Here is a 16,724-nt window from a genome sequence, read left to right as displayed (position 1 = left end):
ATGTCAAAAGAATTAAATCTTTTTTGGTTTAGACGGGATCTAAGACTTGATGATAACAAAGGTTTGTTAGAAGCATTAAAGTCTGATTACCCTGTTTTGCCAATTTTTATTTTCGATTCGCAAATTTTAAGTGAATTACCTAAACAAGACCCCAGAGTCACTTTTATTTATGAAAGATTACAAACGATGCGGTCTGTTTTACAGGATGAATACGGAAGTTCAATTGCAATATTTTATGGAGAACCGGTTACCATTTTTAAGCAAATAGTAAAAGAGTATGATGTAAAACAAGTATTTACCAATCGGGATTATGAGCTTTATGCAATTTCGCGAGATAAAAAAATAGCAGAATTACTCCAAGATCATAAAATAGAATTTATTACACATAAAGATCAAGTAATTTTTGAAAAAGAAGAAATAGTAAAAGACAATGGCGAACCCTATCTGGTATACACCCCTTATATGAAAAAATGGCGTTCTGCTTTTAAGGAAGCTATGGCAGAACCTTTTTATACCAGCTCATTCACCAGTAATTATTATAAGAACTCTCGGCTACCTAATTTAAGCCTTTCGGATATTGGTTTTGAAAAATCTTCAATTTCTTTTCCTGAATATGATGTTACCCCTACTACCCTAAATGAATACTCAGAAAATAGAGATTTACCGGCAAAGAGGGCTACCTCAAACCTAAGTCCGCATTTACGCTTTGGAAGTGTCGGGTTAAGAAAAATAATAAAGAAGGCGCTGCAAGCTAAAGATGATTTCTTTCTAAAAGAATTGATTTGGAGAGAGTTTTTTATGCAGATTTTGTATCATTTTCCTGAGACAGCAACCAATGCGTTTAAGAAAAAATACGATAATATCGCTTGGCGAAATAATGAAGAAGAGTTTAAAAAATGGAAAGAAGGTAAAACCGGATACCCTATTGTTGATGCAGGAATGCGTCAATTGAATCAAACAGGATTAATGCATAATAGAGTACGAATGGTGGTAGGTAGTTTTTTATGTAAACACCTGTTAATCGATTGGCGGTGGGGTGAAGCTTATTTTGCTGAAAAACTACTTGATTACGAGATGGCTTCAAACGTAGGTAATTGGCAATGGGTTGCGGGCTGTGGTGTTGATGCTGCGCCATATTTTAGAATTTTTAATCCGCATAGCCAATTAGAAAAATTTGATAAGGATAAAAATTACATTAAGAAATGGATACCTGAACTGGAAACAGAAAGCTATATTTCTCCTATAGTAGAGCATAAAGAGGCTCGAGAGAGATGTTTAAAAGTTTATAAAGCGGCTGTTCAGAAATAGACGCTTTATAAACTTCTAAATCGCTCTTATTTTTTGATTTTATGCACTTTTTTTGTGCCTGAATAAATCTCATATTTCAATAGCTTGGCTTCTAACTTAGCATTGTAAAGCTTTATTTTTCGAGAAGGTCGTAGGCCTACATTTTTTATCGCTTCAAAATCAGATACAATAAACCAAGCTTGAGTATCTTGATAATTTTGTTTTAAAGTATCTCCTAAGCTAGAGTAAAACCTAGGTATATCAATCGACAACCTTTCCCCGTAAGGGGGATTAAATACCATATGTAAATGGCCATCTACTGGTTTTTCGCTGTTAAAAAAGTCTAATTGTTCAATTTTTATGAACTCTTCTAAGTTTGCATTTTTAACGTTATCTTGTGCCTTTCGCACCGCAGAAGGGGCTTTATCGTACCCAATAATAGCATACTCAAAACCACGTATTTTATTTAAAACCGACTCTTCTATCTTTTCAAATAAATCAACATCCCAATCTTTCCAACGTTCAAAACCGAATTCTTTTTTATTTAAGTTTGGTGGAATGTTACACGCAATCATTGCAGCTTCTATTAATAATGTACCGCTACCACACATTGGGTCTAAGAAATGTGATTGACCGTCCCACCCGCTCAGTAAAAGCATACCGGCAGCCAGTACTTCATTTATTGGTGCAATATTAGTTGCCGTTTTATATCCACGCTTGTGAAGCGATTGCCCAGAACTATCTAGTGAAACTGTACAAAGACTTTCTTCAATATGAATGTTTATTCTTAAATCTGGATAATCTAAATCAATATTGGGTCTTTTTGAGCTCTGATCTCTAAACCGATCAACAATGGCGTCTTTAGTTTTAAGCGCTATAAACTTACTATGGGTGAATCGGCTAGAGTGCACAGTTGCGTCAACTGCCAATGTTCCATTATTATCTAGAAAATTCTCCCACTTTATAGCGTATATTTTTTTATATAAATCGTCTTCATTAAATATTTTAAATTGTTTAATGGGTTTTAAAATTTTAATTGCAGTTCTCAGGCTTAAATTTGCCTTATACATAAAACCTTTATCTCCTTCGAACCTAACATTTCGAACACCCTTTTTAACGTTAATCGCGCCTAAGTTCTTTAACTCAGTTTCCAAAATCTCCTCTAATCCGTAAAGGGTTTTGGCCACCATTTCAAAATTATTTTGCATATATAAATTCTCTTACGGCAAAAATACATTATTTTTGTGGGCTATGAGAATTGACGATAAAAAATGGTACGCACATTGGTTTGATACCCCTCACTACCATAAACTCTATAAACATAGAGATGAAAAAGAGGCTGCTTTTTTTATGAATAATCTAGTTGAATACCTAGGTTTAAAACGTGGTAAACATATTTTAGATGTGGCTTGTGGTAGAGGAAGACACGCCAATTTTTTAAACAAAATAGGGTTTGAGGTAACAGCTATAGACCTTTCTTCCAATAATATAGCATTTGCTGAGCAATATGCCAATAAATCTTTGCATTTTAAAAGACAAGATATGCGCTTGGCGCTGCCTGCCAAATTTGATGCCATTTTTAACCTGTTTACGAGCTTTGGGTATTTTGAAGATGATGAAGATAATGAAATGGTTTTAAAGGCTTTTAAAGAGCAACTTAAACCAAAGGCTTGTGCCGTTATCGATTTTGTGAATAAAAATCATGTTCAAAGAAATCTGATTAAAGAAGAAACTAAACGGGTTGAAGAGATTAATTTTCATATCAGACGAAGAATAGATTCTAAATTTATATATAAAGATATTAGCTTTGAGTCTGAGGGGCAATACTTCCATTTTACCGAACGAGTAAGAGCATTTGAGTTAGTTGATTTTAAACATTTTTTCAATCAACTAGGGCTTAATCTGGTCGATGTTTTTGGCGATTATCAATTAAATGCTTTTGACGTAACCGAATCACCAAGAATGATATTAATTGTAAATCTCGCAGATGAGTAGTTTCTTACCTATTCTAGCTGTTTTAATAGGTGTATTAATAGCTAGGCTTATAAAATACAATGCCAATGCAATAAAATTACTATTATCTTTTAGTGGTGCTTTTTTGTTGGCGATTACTGTATTTGAGTTTATACCACATGTTTACCAAGACTATAACAAATTAGTAGGTGTATGTACAATGTTGGGTATTTTATTGCAATTGTTTTTAGAATTTTTGTCTAAGGGAGCCGAACACGGGCATATTCATATTGATAAAAATGAGACTAAATTCCCTATTTTGCTCTTTATTAGCTTATGTTTACATTCTTTTTTAGAAGGCTATCCTTTACACGGACATAATCACTTATTATGGGGTGTAGTAATTCATAAAATTCCAATTGCAATAATAATTAGCTCTTTTTTACTTTACTCTTCGCTTTCTCGCATAAAAGTTTTTTTGTTTCTAATTTTATTTGCTTTAATGACACCATTAGGAAGCTTAACCCAGCAATATTTTACAGGATTAGCGAAGTTTAATATATATATTGAGGCAGTTGTTATTGGTATTTTATTGCACGTTTCTACTACCATTTTATTTGAATCATCTAAAAACCACCAATTCAATCTATCTAAGGTTTTAGCTATCTTGGTTGGGGTTGTTACAGCTTATTTTTTATAATCAATGTTTAGCAAGTCGGAATCAAAAAAAATAAGAGAAGAATTTTGGACCCAATTTGGAAAACAAAGTCCGAAAAAATGGATGCTATATAATACAAAAATTAAAGCGATTGATCTAAAGTTTAATTTTGATACTAAAAGGGCAAATCTCGGAATTCAGATAGATGCAATAGATTCTAACAAGCAAAAAATCTATTGGGATAAGTTAATAAGTTTAAAGCAACTGTTACTAGATGAGGTTAGCCCTGATTTTATTTTTGATGTAAATTACGAGGTGATGCCAGGTAAATATATCGGTTATATCTATATTCCACTAGAAGAGAAAGTTAGTATTCATAACAAAAATTCTTGGGAAATTGTAATTCCTTTTTTCAATAAAAATATGTTGGCTTTAGAACATTTTTTTATTGAATACTATGAATTTATAAAGGCATAAAAAAATCCGTAAAGTTAATTTTACGGATTTTTTTTAAAAATTATTCAAACTTCAACCTAAGAAGCCGAAACCTCTTCTTCTGGTGTTGCCACTGTGGCCAAGTAACGCTCGGCATCTAGAGCTGCCATACAACCTGTTCCTGCTGCTGTAATGGCTTGTCTATAGTCTTTATCTTGAACATCACCACTAGCAAAAACGCCAGGTATATTGGTTTTTGTAGTTTTTCCCTTTGTGATTAAATAACCCGCGTCATCCATCTCTAACTGATCTTTAAAAATATCGGTATTAGGCTTATGACCAATAGCAATAAATAGACCTGTTATTTTTATTTCTTCTTTTTCTCCAGTTTGATTATTAACCATACGCAAACCTTCAACTACTTGGTCTCCTAAAACCTCATCTACTTCTGTATTATAACGCAAATCTATATTTTTTGTAGAAGTAACACGGTGTTGCATAGCTTTAGAGGCACGCATTTCGTCTTTTCTTACCAGCATGGTTACTTTATTGCATATATTAGCTAGGTAAGTAGCTTCTTCTGCTGCTGTATCACCACCACCTACAATAGCCACATCTTGGTTTTTATAAAAGAAACCATCGCAAACCGCACATGCAGAAACACCACCTCCACGTAGACGCTGTTCACTAGGTAAACCTAAATATTTTGCCGTTGCACCGGTAGAAATAATAATTGTTTGTGCCTCTATCCAGGTTTTGTTGTCTACACAAGCTTTGTGAACACCTCCAACTTCTTGGCTTAATTTCACTTCGGTAATCATACCTATTCTTACTTCGGTACCAAAACGTTCTGCCTGCTGTTGCAATTGCACCATCATAGTTGGACCATCGATCCCTTCGGGATAACCTGGAAAATTATCTACTTCTGTAGTTGTAGTCAACTGGCCTCCAGGCTCCATACCTGTGTACACAACTGGTTGCATATCGGCTCTTGCGGCATAAATCGCAGCCGTGTAACCCGCGGGTCCAGAACCAATAATTAAGCATTTTATTCTTTCCATTTTATTTTCTTCTGCCATAATTTTCAAATTTCTTGGTAAAAATAACAAGAAAGCCTTACATTTCAGAATTAAATTAATGAAGAATTTTTATTACTCGATAAGTTCTAGTAATTTAAAATTATTTTTACCTTATAACCACTAATAAAAACCTTATGAGTACCCAAGATAAAGTGATTCAGCAAATTGAAGAAAAATATAATAATTTGGGAGAAAATCCTGAGAATTATTTGAATGGATTGCTACAAGCCAAACCTATAAATTATTGGGACTATATTCAAGTAGACACCCTTTTAACCCTACAGAAGCCAAGAACAGATTTTAAAGATGAAGAGATCTTTATCATGTATCATCAAATTACCGAATTGGTTTTAAAACTAATGATTCATGAAATTAAACAACTGGTTCATGGTGATTTACCCGAACAAGAAATTTTCAAAGAAAAACTAGAGCGATTAAATCGGTATACGGGAATGTTAATGACTTCTTTTGATGTAATGCGCTTTGGAATGGATTATGACGATTATAATGTTTTTAGAGCAACCTTAACACCGGCAAGTGGGTTTCAAAGTGCTCAATTTAGAATATTAGAAATTTATTGTACCCCCCTAATCAATCTTATAAACGCTAAGGGGCGTGAACGTTTACCTAGTAATCCTACCACACAAGATTATTTTGAACACATTTACTGGAAAGATGCCGGACACAACCGTAAAACGGGTAAAAAATCTTTAACTTTAAGACAGTTTGAAGAAAAATATTTAGCCGATTTTATTACTTTAGCCGATAGCGTAAAAGGAAACACCTTGGCTGAACGTCTTGATAAATATGGTGTTATAAATGATTCTTTACTCGAAGCTGTTAGAGAATTTGATAATGCCTATAATGTGCTTTGGCCTATAGTACACCTTAACACTGCTCAACATTATTTAAATAAAAAAGGAGAAGGTAAGGCTGCTACAGGAGGATCTGAATGGATGAAATACCTTCATCCTAAATACCAACAGCGGAAATTTTTCCCTTCTGTTTGGAAAGATCAAGAAATTTTAAATTATAAAGACTTTCCTAAATTTTAAATATAATTCTTTGGTATGAATCATCAAATTAAATCTTTCGCCGCTTATAAAAAAGCTTACAAAGCAAGTATTCAAGACCCCGCATCGTTTTGGGATGCTATTGCAAAAGACTTCATATGGAGAAAGCCCTATTCAAAAGTTTTAAAAGCAGATTTTGAAGAACCAAATATTAAATGGTTTGAAGATGGCGAACTAAATATAACCGAGAACTGTTTGGACAGATATGCTAAATCTCAACCCAATAAAAATGCAATTATCTGGGAGCCGAATGATCCTAATGAGGAATCTAGAATTATAACCTACAAGCAATTGCTAGTTAAAGTAAAGCAATTCGCTAACGTTTTAAAACGCAAAGGAATACAAAAAGGAGATCGTGTTTGCATATATATGCCAATGATACCTGAATTGGCTATAGCTATGCTCGCCTGTGCACGCATAGGAGCTATTCACTCTATCGTTTTTGCAGGGTTTTCAAGTAAGGCCTTAGCTAGCCGAATTAACGATAGCTCCTGTAGATTATTAATTACGGCCAATGAATACTTTCGTGGCACAAAATCAATTCCGTTAAAGGAAATCTGTGATGAGGCTTTAAAAGATACACCTAGCATTGAAAATGTAATTGTATATCGCAGAACCATCAACCCTACCCAAATGCATCCCAATCGCGATACTTTCTGGTTTGATGAGATGCAACAAGTTGGCTTAGATTGCGAAGCCACTCCCGTAAATGCTGAAGATCCTTTATTTATTTTGTATACCTCGGGTTCTACCGGAAGACCAAAAGGAATGGTACATACAACAGCAGGTTACATGATTGGAACCAGTTACACCTTTCAAAATGTTTTTCAAACCGATGCTGACGCGATCTATTGGTGTACCGCCGATATAGGTTGGATTACGGGACATTCTTATATTATTTATGGCCCGCTTTCGTCTGGAGCTACAAGTCTTATGTTTGAAGGGGTACCCAGTTACCCTGATTATAATCGGTTTTGGGAAATTATAGAGAAATTTAAAATTACCCATTTTTATACCGCTCCCACGGCAATTCGAGCACTAGCAAAACAGCCGTTACAACACGTTGAAGAACATAATTTAAGTTCTTTAAAAGTTTTAGGAAGTGTTGGAGAACCCATTAATGAAGAAGCTTGGCATTGGTTTAATGATAATATAGGAAAAACAAAATGCCCTATTGTAGATACTTGGTGGCAAACAGAAACAGGAAGTATAATGATAGCCCCATTAGCGGGTGTAACAGCAACAAGACCTGCCTTTGCTACCTTACCCTTACCAGGAGTTGAACCCGCGCTAATGGATGAACAAGGAAAGGAAATTGAATTTAACGGCCAAAAAGCAGAAGGACGCCTAGTCATCAAATCGGCTTGGCCTGCAATGGCGCGTACTATTTGGAATGATCATCAAAGATTTAAAGAAACCTACTTTAGCACCTACCCCAATTTTTACTTTACTGGAGATGGCGCTTATCGCGATGCGACAGGGAACTATAGAATCACTGGTCGTGTAGATGATGTGGTTATCGTTTCTGGGCATAATTTGGGAACGGCACCTATAGAAAATGCTATTGGAGAACACGAAGCTGTTTCTGAAAGTGCTATTGTTGGCTTTCCTCACGATATTAAAGGTAATGCATTATATGCTTTTGTTATATTATATGATGGAATAGAGAAGAGTGAAGCGCTTAAACAGGAAATTATAGATGAAATTGTAAAAAATGTGGGAGCGATAGCCAAGCCTGATAAAATTCAATTTGTACCGGAGTTACCCAAAACAAGAAGCGGAAAAATTATGCGAAGAATTTTGCGTAAAATAGCTTCTAAAGAAACAGAAAATATGGGTGATATCTCAACTTTGGTAAATCCTGAAATTGTAGCTGAAATTAAAAAAGCCGCATTATAGAATAAAAGGCAACTCAAGATGAGTTGCCTTTTATTTTTTATATTTTGTCTAAAAAATTTCTAAGCTACCTTTTCCTTCTCGAATAACCTCTGGCTGTTCACCGGTTAAATCAATAACAGTACTCGCTTGATTATCTCCATAACCCCCATCTATCACAGCATCTACTAATTTTTCCCATTTTTCAAGTATAAGAGATGGGTCTGTAGTATACTCCAACACTTCATCTTCATCCTTAATAGAAGTAGAGACAATAGGATTACCCAATTCATTTACAATAGCTTTAGCTATAGCGTTATTAGGCACACGAATACCAACCGTTTTTTTCTTTTTAAAGACTGCGGGTAGTTTACTAGATCCAGGTAAAATAAAAGTATAAGGTCCTGGTAAATTCCTTTTTAAAAGTTTAAAATTTTGATTGTTTAGCGTTGCATACTCCGAAAGATTACTTAGATCTTCAACAATAAAAGAAAAGTTCGACTTCTCTAATTTTACTCCTTTTATGCGTGCTATTTTTTCTAAAGCTGCCGTATTGGTAATATCACAACCTAAACCGTAAACGGTATCTGTGGGATAAATAATCAAACCTCCATTCCTTAAAATATCAACTGCTTGTTTAATAGCCTTAGGAGATGGATTTTCTTCGTAGATTTTTATCAATTCTGCCATAATTTTGAATTTTAAAAATTTGCTATTTTAAAGATACCTTAAAGCTAATCAATTTTTGGTTGTAAAAGGCTAATCAATTCCGCGTAAGCTAAATTTAATTTATTTTTAACTTTATTCAGTTTAATTCTATTCTCTATAAATTTATTGTCTCGGCTATTGATTAAAAATATAGAGCTTTCTCCTAGGGCAAACAAACGTTGCTCTGCTTTTACTAATTTTTCACTACCATCTACTATTTCTTGTAGAATTTCTAGCTGTTTGATCTGCGTATTGATTAACACTCGTTGCGCCTTAATATCATTTTCTAAACGATAAGCAAGTGCCGATTTTTCATAGCTTAATTTTTCGATCTCATATTTTGCTATGCGTACATCTGCCCGCTCTTTTCTTAAAAATAAAGGAAATCTAAAAGCTACACCAAAAGTGTAATCATTTTCATTAAAAATAGGTTGGTCGCTCCATTGCTCGGTTAAAAAATTATATTTGATGCGTAAATCGGGTAATAAATTATTACGTTTTAAGCGCAAGTTATAGTCTTGTGCAGTAAGGTCATTCTCTAGCAATTGAACCTGAGGATGTTGGTTTACTTGAAAGTTATTTAAACCGATAAGGTTGGGTACAAGTTGAGCCATCTTTATATTAGAATCTGGAACTAATTCTTCTGTTATAGCTAAGGGTACATTTTCTACCCATAAAAAATTAGATACTACTAATTTAGCTTTTTGTTCCTGCAGTTTGGCTTCGTTAAAAGCCAATTCTTGTTTTTTTACAAATAAATGAGTTTCAAGGGTATCTATTGTAGGGATATCTCCCGCTAAAGCCTTTTTAACCACTCCTTGATTTCTAGTGATGGCATTTTCTAAAAAAGTTTTATAAACCTGTTTATTTTCATAATAAAGTATCCAATAAGAATAAGCCTTCAAGGCTTTAGTTAAAATTTCATTGGTTTTGATATCACGCTGTATTCTTTCTGAATCTTGAAAAATTTTTGCCTGTTTTAGTGCATTTCTACGATCATCATACAACAAGTCTTTGGCTAAAGGAAGGCTAACACCTACCGCCCATAAGCCTTCTTCTGGGGTTATGTTTTGGCGATTTACATAATTACCTTCGGTTAAATTATATTGCGTTTGAAGCTCAACACCAAACCAAGTTGGTATTTTGATTTCACCTTGCCACAAATCATAATACTCTGTACCCTTAAAATCTTTCTGTTTTACCTTACCACCAAGTTTTGGATCGAACAAGCCTCTCGCCTTTAATAGTTTTTCTTCGGCTTGAGACAATTTAAGATTTGCCTGTTTTATAACCGGATGATGTTTTTTTATAAGTGCTAAATACTCGTCTATACCAAAAATTTCTTCTTGACCTGTTACCCTAATTGGGGTAAAGACTAATAATAACACAAAACAAATAAAGTTGATTGCTTTCATTTATTTCTTTACGGATTTATTATCAGAAACGTAGTAATCTGGTGGAAAACCATTTAAATTTCGCCAGATTTCGTACCACACCGGCACATTTTTTAATAAAGCAAGGGTTCGAGCTCCAGAACCTACACGTAGCGCATCTGGCCAAGATTCATATTCTTTTGGTGCTAATAACAAGCGGTATTTACCATTTGGACTAATATTATTATCTATTGCAACCACCGTTGCTCCAAAAGTACCATAAGAAGCATTCGGCCATCCGCTAAAAATAATTGTTGGCCATCCATCAAATTGTATTCTCACCTCACTTCCTAACCTAACCAATGGTAAATCTAGGGGTTCTATATAAGTTTCTACAGCTAAATTCGGATTATGAGGCATAATATTTACAATTTTTTCACCTGCCTTTAAAGCCTCTCCTCTACCAGTTTTTATAGTCTTATTAATAAATCCAGCTATTGGAGAAGTTACATAATAGAGATTTTGACGCACTTGGTAATTGCTTAGGGTATTTTCTAATTTACTAACCTGTGCTTTAGCTTCAAACTGTGTGCTTGATGTGCTGGATATATTGCTTTGCACCTTACTAATTTTATCGTCGAATTCAGCTTGAATTCTGTTGGCTTCAATCTGTGCATTTAATAATTCGTTACTATAAGTAAGTAATTTATTTTCAAGTTCAATTACATAGGCTTGGTTTTTTTGAAACTTAGAAAGCTTTTCCTCTACGTCTTGTAAAGACTTAAGTCCTTCTTTTTCGAGTTCTTCATTTCGTTCGTATTGTTTTTTTGCAATAGCTAAATCAATTTTAGCTGCCTCTAAAGCAATACTATCGCTTTTGTACTTAAGTTGAATTTGTTTAATTTTATTTTCGTTTTGTTCGGTCTTTAGTCTTCTTTCTTGCCGTAAAGCTCTCAATTGATTGTTTAAAGCGGTGATTTTATCTTGATACGCATTAACCGCACCAGATTTAGCGTCAATTTGCTCACTTGTTCGCTTTAAGAGCAGGGTGTCAAAATAAGCTTCTTTAATTTCGTTAATTTTTAAAATGGTGTCGCCTACCTTTACAAAATCTCCCTCTCTTACATACCATTTTTCAATACTACCCGGTATAACAGATTGTATAGTCTGCGGACGCTGATTTGGCTCTAAAGTAGTAACATAGCCGCTACCTGAAATGGTCTGTGTCCAAGGTAAAAACATAAATACAAAAAGCACTAAAAAACTAAAAAGTAAAATTTTGGTAAGGTAGCCGCTATGTTTATTCTTAAATAAGAGCTGGTAGGCACTAAAACTGGCCAATTCTTTTTTGGCATTAAAGGCATCGTCATTAAAATTGCGCATAGCTTCTATTCTTTAATATCAACAATTTTCAATTGGCTCGAAAGTTTTTGGTTACTTGATATGACTAAAGTAATTTCATTTTCTCGAGTATAAGTAATTAATTTTTCTAAATACGAATCAGGATTTGCAAAAGCGTGCTCAACAAAAAGCATCTTGGGCTTTTTAAGTAGTGCTCTTAGAAGAAAAATAAGCTGTTCCAATTTAAAAGTTATCACATCACCATTGGGTACAATATACTGCTGCAAGCCAAATGGTAAAGTCTGTATTTCATCAATTAAATTGAAATATGAAAGTATTGAAAAAACATCTTTTTCTTTAATGTCTTTCCTGTTTAAGGTTAGATTTTCCCATAAGGTACCTTCAAAAATTTGGTCGTCGCGTAAAACTAAGCCAAGATAATTGCGGTAATTTTTTAATGATACTGTATAGATTTCACGTCCGTCAAAATATATTTTACCATCTTTCGACTTTTTAACTCCAGTAAGGTAATAGAAAAGATCTCGGGTTTTTAAATCGTTCCCTACCACATTAATTTGGTCGCCACGATTTATGACTAAATCAGCTACGCTCAATTTACTGCTTTGCAGCCTAAAAATATGCAATGGAAAAAGGCTAATCTCTTGGCTTAAAGTATCGGTGTTAAAATCTAACTTTTTTTCACCTATTTCTTCTAATTTTTCAATGGCTGTAGAAACATCATAAATTGTTTCAAGACCCAATACTAGTTTTTCTACAGAATTAATCAATAATAGAATAATGATTTCTGCTGCCACAAACTGTCCGATATTCATCTGCTGGTTAAGTACCAGTAATCCACCTATAATTAGCAAACCAGCAGTTACGGTAACTTTAAAAACAACCATTATTTTAAACTGGCTTTTTAAAATAGAAAAATGATTTTGCCGATGCTCCAAATAAGATTCAACTAATTGATTGTTTTTATTTAATTCTATATTATTAGAGGCAATTTTTAAACTGATATAGTTTTTGGCTACTTGTTGCACCCAATAAGCTACCTTATACTTACTTTTTGATTCTTGCAGACTAGAAACTAATGCTTTATCAAAGGTAAAACGCAGCAAAATATAAAACAAAATGACCAGTAGAAATCCAAACACAATAAAAAATGGATGGTATAAACTTAATAGTAATAATCCTAACAATATTTGTAAAACTGCGGCAGGTACATCTAAAAGCAGCTTTTGTAGTCCTTTCTGTAAATTTATTACATCAAAAAAACGGTTGGCTAATTCTGGAGGATATTTATCAATAAGTTCTCTTACCCTTATTTTAGGAATTCTGTAAATCAAGTCAAAAGAGGTACGTACAAACAATTTTTGCTGTATATTTTCTATAATATCCAATTGTAATATTTGTAACCCTCCTGCAAAACCAACCCCCAAGGTTACAATGGTTACTAATATAATCCAAGAACTACTAATTTGGGCACCTTGCAATAGGTTGATAATAGCTTGAATACCTAGCGGTAAACTTAGACTGATAATCCCAGCGAAAATAGCATAGTATAATATTTGAAAAATATCTTTTCTTTCTAGGGCTAACAAATCAGCTATTTTCCTTAAAGCTGGAATTCTATTTTTTTCCATAGAGCATTACTTTATCATTAAATAAATCCATAAAAAATTCTTGTACCCCATTTTTGTCTTCACCTTCAATTGAATTAGGGAAGTGGTTTCGTAAAAATTGTTGTTTTAGTGTACCTTGCACAAGTTGATGAGCTAAAGATTTTTTAAACGAATATTCAGGTAAAGCCGCCTGAATAATGGTACTTATGCGTTCTACTAATTGCTTATATACTCTAAAATTTCCTGCTTTATTTTCATAATCAACATCGTGAACTTGAAATGCTCTGGCATATTCTTCTACCACTATGGCGTGTAATTTTTTAATAGATATGATTTCGTGATGTGGTAAATCCTGTGGTAAATCTGTAAGAATCTCTATCGTTTTAAAAAGAATTGCGGTGGGCTGGGTTAGACTTTGGGTTTCTAAGACAAGATTGTATTCGATCCAGCGCCAATAATAAGATATTAAATACAATAAAAGCTTGTGTTTGTTTTCAAAATAACGGTAAATAGAACTTTCATTAGATCCTATTTGATTGGCAAGTTTCTTAAATGTAAAACCGTCTAAACCATCGTCTTGCATCAACTCAATAGAATGCTTAATAATTTTACGTCCTAGAGCGGTCTCTAACGGATTTTTAAGGTAAATAACTGGTGGTATAACAAAATGTAATTGATTAACCAGTTTTTTCATAGCGTTATCTTTACTTGCAAAGATAGTAGTAATACTATTAAAATTATGTTATCGATAAGAAAATCTACTAAATTTTACATTTTCATAACATAAGTTTAATTTTAACAACAAAAGGCGAAAAATCACCGCCTTTAAAGTTATAATTAAAGTAAGATTTTTAGTCTATTTTGTCATAATATATTTTTATGAATTTATAGACAGGCTATTTTATTTTTGATAGTAGTTAACGCCTAATCTAAAATCTTAAGCTTGGCAAAGCGAAGTAATAATTTTTTGAGTCCTCCATTTTCAAAATTTATCTCTGCTTTTTTATCTTGACCAACTCCTTCTAATCCTACTACCTTGCCTCGCCCAAAACGTAAGTGTTCGACAACTGCACCCACTTCTAACTGTAAAACTTCTTTATCTATTCTTGCGGTATTCTGGCTGTTTTGAGGTCTTATTTTTCTTAATTTGCGTAGTTGCTCTTCACTTGGCTTATGAGCCGGAGGAGGTACTCCTGGAGTTGGTTTATTTTGCCTTAATTTACTTTTATCGACCTCACCAAATAAATCTGGATTCACAAATGAATTACCTCTAAGCTCATCGGGTGGCATAAGGTATTCTTTATATTGCTCGTCGATTTCTTCTATAAAACGGCTAGGTTCGGCATCTATAAGTTTTCCCCAACGATATCGGGACAGTGTGTAAGTTAGATAAGCTTTTTGTTCTGCTCTTGTTAAGGCAACATAAAATAACCTGCGTTCTTCTTCAAGCTCTGATCGCGTATTCATACTCATCCCTGAAGGGAATAGATCCTCTTCTAAACCTACAATGTAAACATATGGAAACTCCAAGCCCTTTGCCAAGTGGATGGTCATTAGGGCTACTTTATTATCATCATCTGTTGCATTATCTAGGTCGGTGGCTAAAGCGACATCTTCAAGAAATTCAGAAATATTACCAGTAGCATCAGCAAGTTCTTTTTGCTCTTCGACAAAATCTTTTAGTCCATTAAGCAATTCTTCTACGTTTTCAATCCGCGCAACTCCCTCTGGAGTCCCATCTTTTTTTAGTTCTTGAACCAATCCTGTTTTTTTAGCTACCATTTCGGTAAGCACAAATGCGTCAGAATTTTTTGCTGTAACCTGAAAACTCTTTATCATCGTAGCAAATTGGGTTAATTTACCTCTTGTGCGGGAGTTGATTCCGGTATTGAGCTCGTGTAAATGTTCAATGATTTGAAATATAGGTTTATCATATGAGTTTGCCGCTAGAATTAAACGATCTAGGGTAGTCGCCCCAATACCCCTAGCGGGATAATTGATAATTCTTTTTAAGGCCTCTTCGTCATTCGGGTTCACTATAACCCTTAAATAAGCCAAAACGTCCTTGATTTCTTTTCTTTGATAAAATGAAGTTCCTCCATAGATGCGATAAGGAATATCACGCTTTCTTAACGCATCTTCTATAGCTCTACTTTGTGCGTTGGTTCTATAAAGTACGGCAAAATCGCCATTACTCAGGTGGTTATTCATTCTATTTTCAAATATGGAGCTAGCAACAAATCGACCTTCTTCCCCGTCGTTTAGAAGTCGGTTGACTTGAATTTTAGGACCATCATCATTATCAGTCCACACCACTTTTTCTAGCTTTACCTTATTTTTGTCTATCACCGAGTTGGCCGCGTTGACAATATTCTTAGTGGAGCGGTAATTCTGTTCTAAACGATAAGTTTTAACGTCTTCATAATCTTTTTGAAAATTTAAAATGTTGTTGATATTGGCTCCACGAAAGGCATATATACTTTGAGCGTCATCTCCCACAACGCAAATATTTTGAAATTTATCACTCAATGCCCTAACAATTAAATATTGTGAATGATTGGTATCTTGGTACTCATCTACTAATATATATCTAAACCTATCTTGATATTTAGCTAAAACGCGAGGAAAACGAGTTAGCAATTCATTGGTTTTAAGCAAAAGGTCGTCAAAATCCATTGCTCCCGCCTTAAAACATCTTTTTACATACTCATCATAAATTTCACCAAGTCGTGGTCTTTTGGCCATAGCATCGGCCTCTTGCAAATCGGGATTGGCATAATATGCTTTAACAGTAATTAAACTATTTTTAAAAGATGAAATTCTAGAAAATACTTGCTTATACTTATAAATGTCTTTGTCTAAGTTTTTCTCTTTAATAATAGTTCTAATTAATCTTTGGGAATCTTCGGAATCATAGATTGTAAAATTAGAAGGGTAACCCAACTTATCGGCTTCAATACGAAGCAAACGAGCAAAGATAGAGTGAAATGTACCCATCCATAAATTTTTAGCTTCACTCGCACCTACAATTTTTGCAATTCGCGCCTTCATTTCTCTAGCTGCTTTGTTGGTAAAAGTAAGAGCAAGTATATTGAAAGGGTCTACCCCCTGTTGCATTAGGTGTGCTATTCTAAATGTAAGTACACGAGTTTTTCCAGATCCAGCACCAGCAATAACAATCATTGCTCCGTCTTTTTGTAAAACAGGAGCTCTTTGCGCTTCATTAAGTCCTTCTATAAATTTATTCACAATGCATTTTTTTTGAGGCGTGAATTTATCAAAAAATTAAAAATTAAACTCATAAATGTTCTAGA

At 34.0% G+C, this 16,724-nt stretch carries 14 protein-coding genes; 6 read left to right on the top strand and 8 right to left on the bottom strand.

The features are described from left to right. Positions 1-1,308, top strand: coding sequence for a cryptochrome/photolyase family protein (locus ACH2AZ_RS01175; RefSeq protein ID WP_394906265.1), 1,308 nt, complete (start codon positions 1-3; stop codon positions 1,306-1,308). Between the two features lie 26 nt (positions 1,309-1,334). Here ACH2AZ_RS01175 and ACH2AZ_RS01170 read toward each other — a convergent pair whose 3' ends face one another. Then, positions 1,335-2,495 (bottom strand): class I SAM-dependent RNA methyltransferase, encoded by a 1,161-nt coding sequence (locus ACH2AZ_RS01170; RefSeq protein WP_394906264.1) that lies wholly within the window; start codon positions 2,493-2,495, stop codon positions 1,335-1,337. A gap of 43 nt (positions 2,496-2,538) precedes the next feature. On the opposite strand from ACH2AZ_RS01170, the gene ACH2AZ_RS01165 reads away from it, so the two are divergent. The 3 genes from ACH2AZ_RS01165 to ACH2AZ_RS01155 are packed head-to-tail and all read left to right on the top strand — an operon-like array spanning position 2,539 to position 4,375. Next, positions 2,539-3,282: a class I SAM-dependent methyltransferase gene (locus ACH2AZ_RS01165; protein ID WP_394906263.1), complete on the top strand. Its 744-nt coding sequence runs from the start codon at positions 2,539-2,541 to the stop codon at positions 3,280-3,282. Continuing rightward, positions 3,275-3,940, top strand: a complete 666-nt coding sequence (locus tag ACH2AZ_RS01160; RefSeq protein WP_394906262.1) for a ZIP family metal transporter — start codon at positions 3,275-3,277, stop codon at positions 3,938-3,940. Before ACH2AZ_RS01165 ends, ACH2AZ_RS01160 begins: the two co-directional genes overlap by 8 nt. A 3-nt stretch (positions 3,941-3,943) precedes the next feature. Next, positions 3,944-4,375, top strand: coding sequence for a DUF4268 domain-containing protein (locus tag ACH2AZ_RS01155; RefSeq protein ID WP_394906261.1), 432 nt, complete (start codon positions 3,944-3,946; stop codon positions 4,373-4,375). A gap of 56 nt (positions 4,376-4,431) precedes the next feature. Here ACH2AZ_RS01155 and trxB read toward each other — a convergent pair whose 3' ends face one another. Beyond that, positions 4,432-5,412, bottom strand: a complete 981-nt coding sequence (trxB, locus tag ACH2AZ_RS01150) for a thioredoxin-disulfide reductase (protein WP_394906260.1) — start codon at positions 5,410-5,412, stop codon at positions 4,432-4,434. Positions 5,413-5,546: 134 nt separating this feature from the next. Here trxB and ACH2AZ_RS01145 point away from each other — a divergent pair, with 134 nt between their 5' ends. After that, the gene (locus ACH2AZ_RS01145) at positions 5,547-6,467 is read left to right on the top strand and encodes a tryptophan 2,3-dioxygenase family protein (protein WP_394906259.1); all 921 of its coding nucleotides are present in this window, start codon (positions 5,547-5,549) and stop codon (positions 6,465-6,467) included. A 15-nt stretch (positions 6,468-6,482) separates the two neighbouring features. Further along, positions 6,483-8,384, top strand: a complete 1,902-nt coding sequence (acs, locus tag ACH2AZ_RS01140; protein ID WP_394906258.1) for an acetate--CoA ligase — start codon at positions 6,483-6,485, stop codon at positions 8,382-8,384. A 48-nt stretch (positions 8,385-8,432) separates the two neighbouring features. Here acs and ACH2AZ_RS01135 read toward each other — a convergent pair whose 3' ends face one another. The 6 genes from ACH2AZ_RS01135 to ACH2AZ_RS01110 all read right to left on the bottom strand — a co-directional run bounded on the left by ACH2AZ_RS01135 (position 8,433) and on the right by ACH2AZ_RS01110 (position 16,659). After that, positions 8,433-9,050 (bottom strand): L-threonylcarbamoyladenylate synthase, encoded by a 618-nt coding sequence (locus tag ACH2AZ_RS01135; protein ID WP_394906257.1) that lies wholly within the window; start codon positions 9,048-9,050, stop codon positions 8,433-8,435. Between the two features lie 44 nt (positions 9,051-9,094). Continuing rightward, positions 9,095-10,483 carry a TolC family protein gene (locus ACH2AZ_RS01130; protein WP_394906256.1) on the bottom strand — a complete coding sequence of 463 codons (1,389 nt, stop codon included), beginning with the start codon at positions 10,481-10,483 and terminating at the stop codon, positions 9,095-9,097. Continuing rightward, entirely contained in the window at positions 10,484-11,824 is a 1,341-nt protein-coding gene (locus tag ACH2AZ_RS01125; protein ID WP_394906255.1) for an HlyD family secretion protein, read from the bottom strand. A 5-nt stretch (positions 11,825-11,829) separates the two neighbouring features. Then, the gene (locus tag ACH2AZ_RS01120; protein ID WP_394906254.1) at positions 11,830-13,431 is read right to left on the bottom strand and encodes an ABC transporter ATP-binding protein; all 1,602 of its coding nucleotides are present in this window, start codon (positions 13,429-13,431) and stop codon (positions 11,830-11,832) included. Next, complete coding sequence (locus ACH2AZ_RS01115) at positions 13,418-14,104, bottom strand: TetR/AcrR family transcriptional regulator (RefSeq protein WP_394906253.1); 687 nt, start codon at positions 14,102-14,104, stop codon at positions 13,418-13,420. The genes ACH2AZ_RS01120 and ACH2AZ_RS01115 overlap by 14 nt, the downstream gene beginning before the upstream one ends. A gap of 230 nt (positions 14,105-14,334) precedes the next feature. Next, positions 14,335-16,659 (bottom strand): ATP-dependent helicase, encoded by a 2,325-nt coding sequence (locus ACH2AZ_RS01110; protein ID WP_394906252.1) that lies wholly within the window; start codon positions 16,657-16,659, stop codon positions 14,335-14,337. Positions 16,660-16,724: the final 65 nt, after the last annotated feature.

Source organism: uncultured Mesonia sp. (genome assembly GCA_947499595.1).
GTDB classification, from domain to species: Bacteria; Bacteroidota; Bacteroidia; order Flavobacteriales; family Flavobacteriaceae; genus Mesonia; species Mesonia sediminis.
This window is presented reverse-complemented; position numbering and strand designations above follow the sequence as displayed.

Excerpts from the sequence above, each read along its gene's own strand:
- ACH2AZ_RS01175 (WP_394906265.1), top strand. The coding sequence starts at position 1 with ATGTCAAAAGAATTAAATCTTTTTTGGTTTAGACGGGATCTAAGACTT.
- ACH2AZ_RS01170 (WP_394906264.1), bottom strand. The coding sequence starts at position 2,495 with ATGCAAAATAATTTTGAAATGGTGGCCAAAACCCTTTACGGATTAGAG.
- ACH2AZ_RS01165 (WP_394906263.1), top strand. The coding sequence starts at position 2,539 with ATGAGAATTGACGATAAAAAATGGTACGCACATTGGTTTGATACCCCT.
- ACH2AZ_RS01160 (WP_394906262.1), top strand. The coding sequence starts at position 3,275 with ATGAGTAGTTTCTTACCTATTCTAGCTGTTTTAATAGGTGTATTAATA.
- ACH2AZ_RS01155 (WP_394906261.1), top strand. The coding sequence starts at position 3,944 with ATGTTTAGCAAGTCGGAATCAAAAAAAATAAGAGAAGAATTTTGGACC.
- trxB (WP_394906260.1), bottom strand. The coding sequence starts at position 5,412 with ATGGCAGAAGAAAATAAAATGGAAAGAATAAAATGCTTAATTATTGGT.
- ACH2AZ_RS01145 (WP_394906259.1), top strand. The coding sequence starts at position 5,547 with ATGAGTACCCAAGATAAAGTGATTCAGCAAATTGAAGAAAAATATAAT.
- acs (WP_394906258.1), top strand. The coding sequence starts at position 6,483 with ATGAATCATCAAATTAAATCTTTCGCCGCTTATAAAAAAGCTTACAAA.
- ACH2AZ_RS01135 (WP_394906257.1), bottom strand. The coding sequence starts at position 9,050 with ATGGCAGAATTGATAAAAATCTACGAAGAAAATCCATCTCCTAAGGCT.
- ACH2AZ_RS01130 (WP_394906256.1), bottom strand. The coding sequence starts at position 10,483 with ATGAAAGCAATCAACTTTATTTGTTTTGTGTTATTATTAGTCTTTACC.
- ACH2AZ_RS01125 (WP_394906255.1), bottom strand. The coding sequence starts at position 11,824 with ATGCGCAATTTTAATGACGATGCCTTTAATGCCAAAAAAGAATTGGCC.
- ACH2AZ_RS01120 (WP_394906254.1), bottom strand. The coding sequence starts at position 13,431 with ATGGAAAAAAATAGAATTCCAGCTTTAAGGAAAATAGCTGATTTGTTA.
- ACH2AZ_RS01115 (WP_394906253.1), bottom strand. The coding sequence starts at position 14,104 with ATGAAAAAACTGGTTAATCAATTACATTTTGTTATACCACCAGTTATT.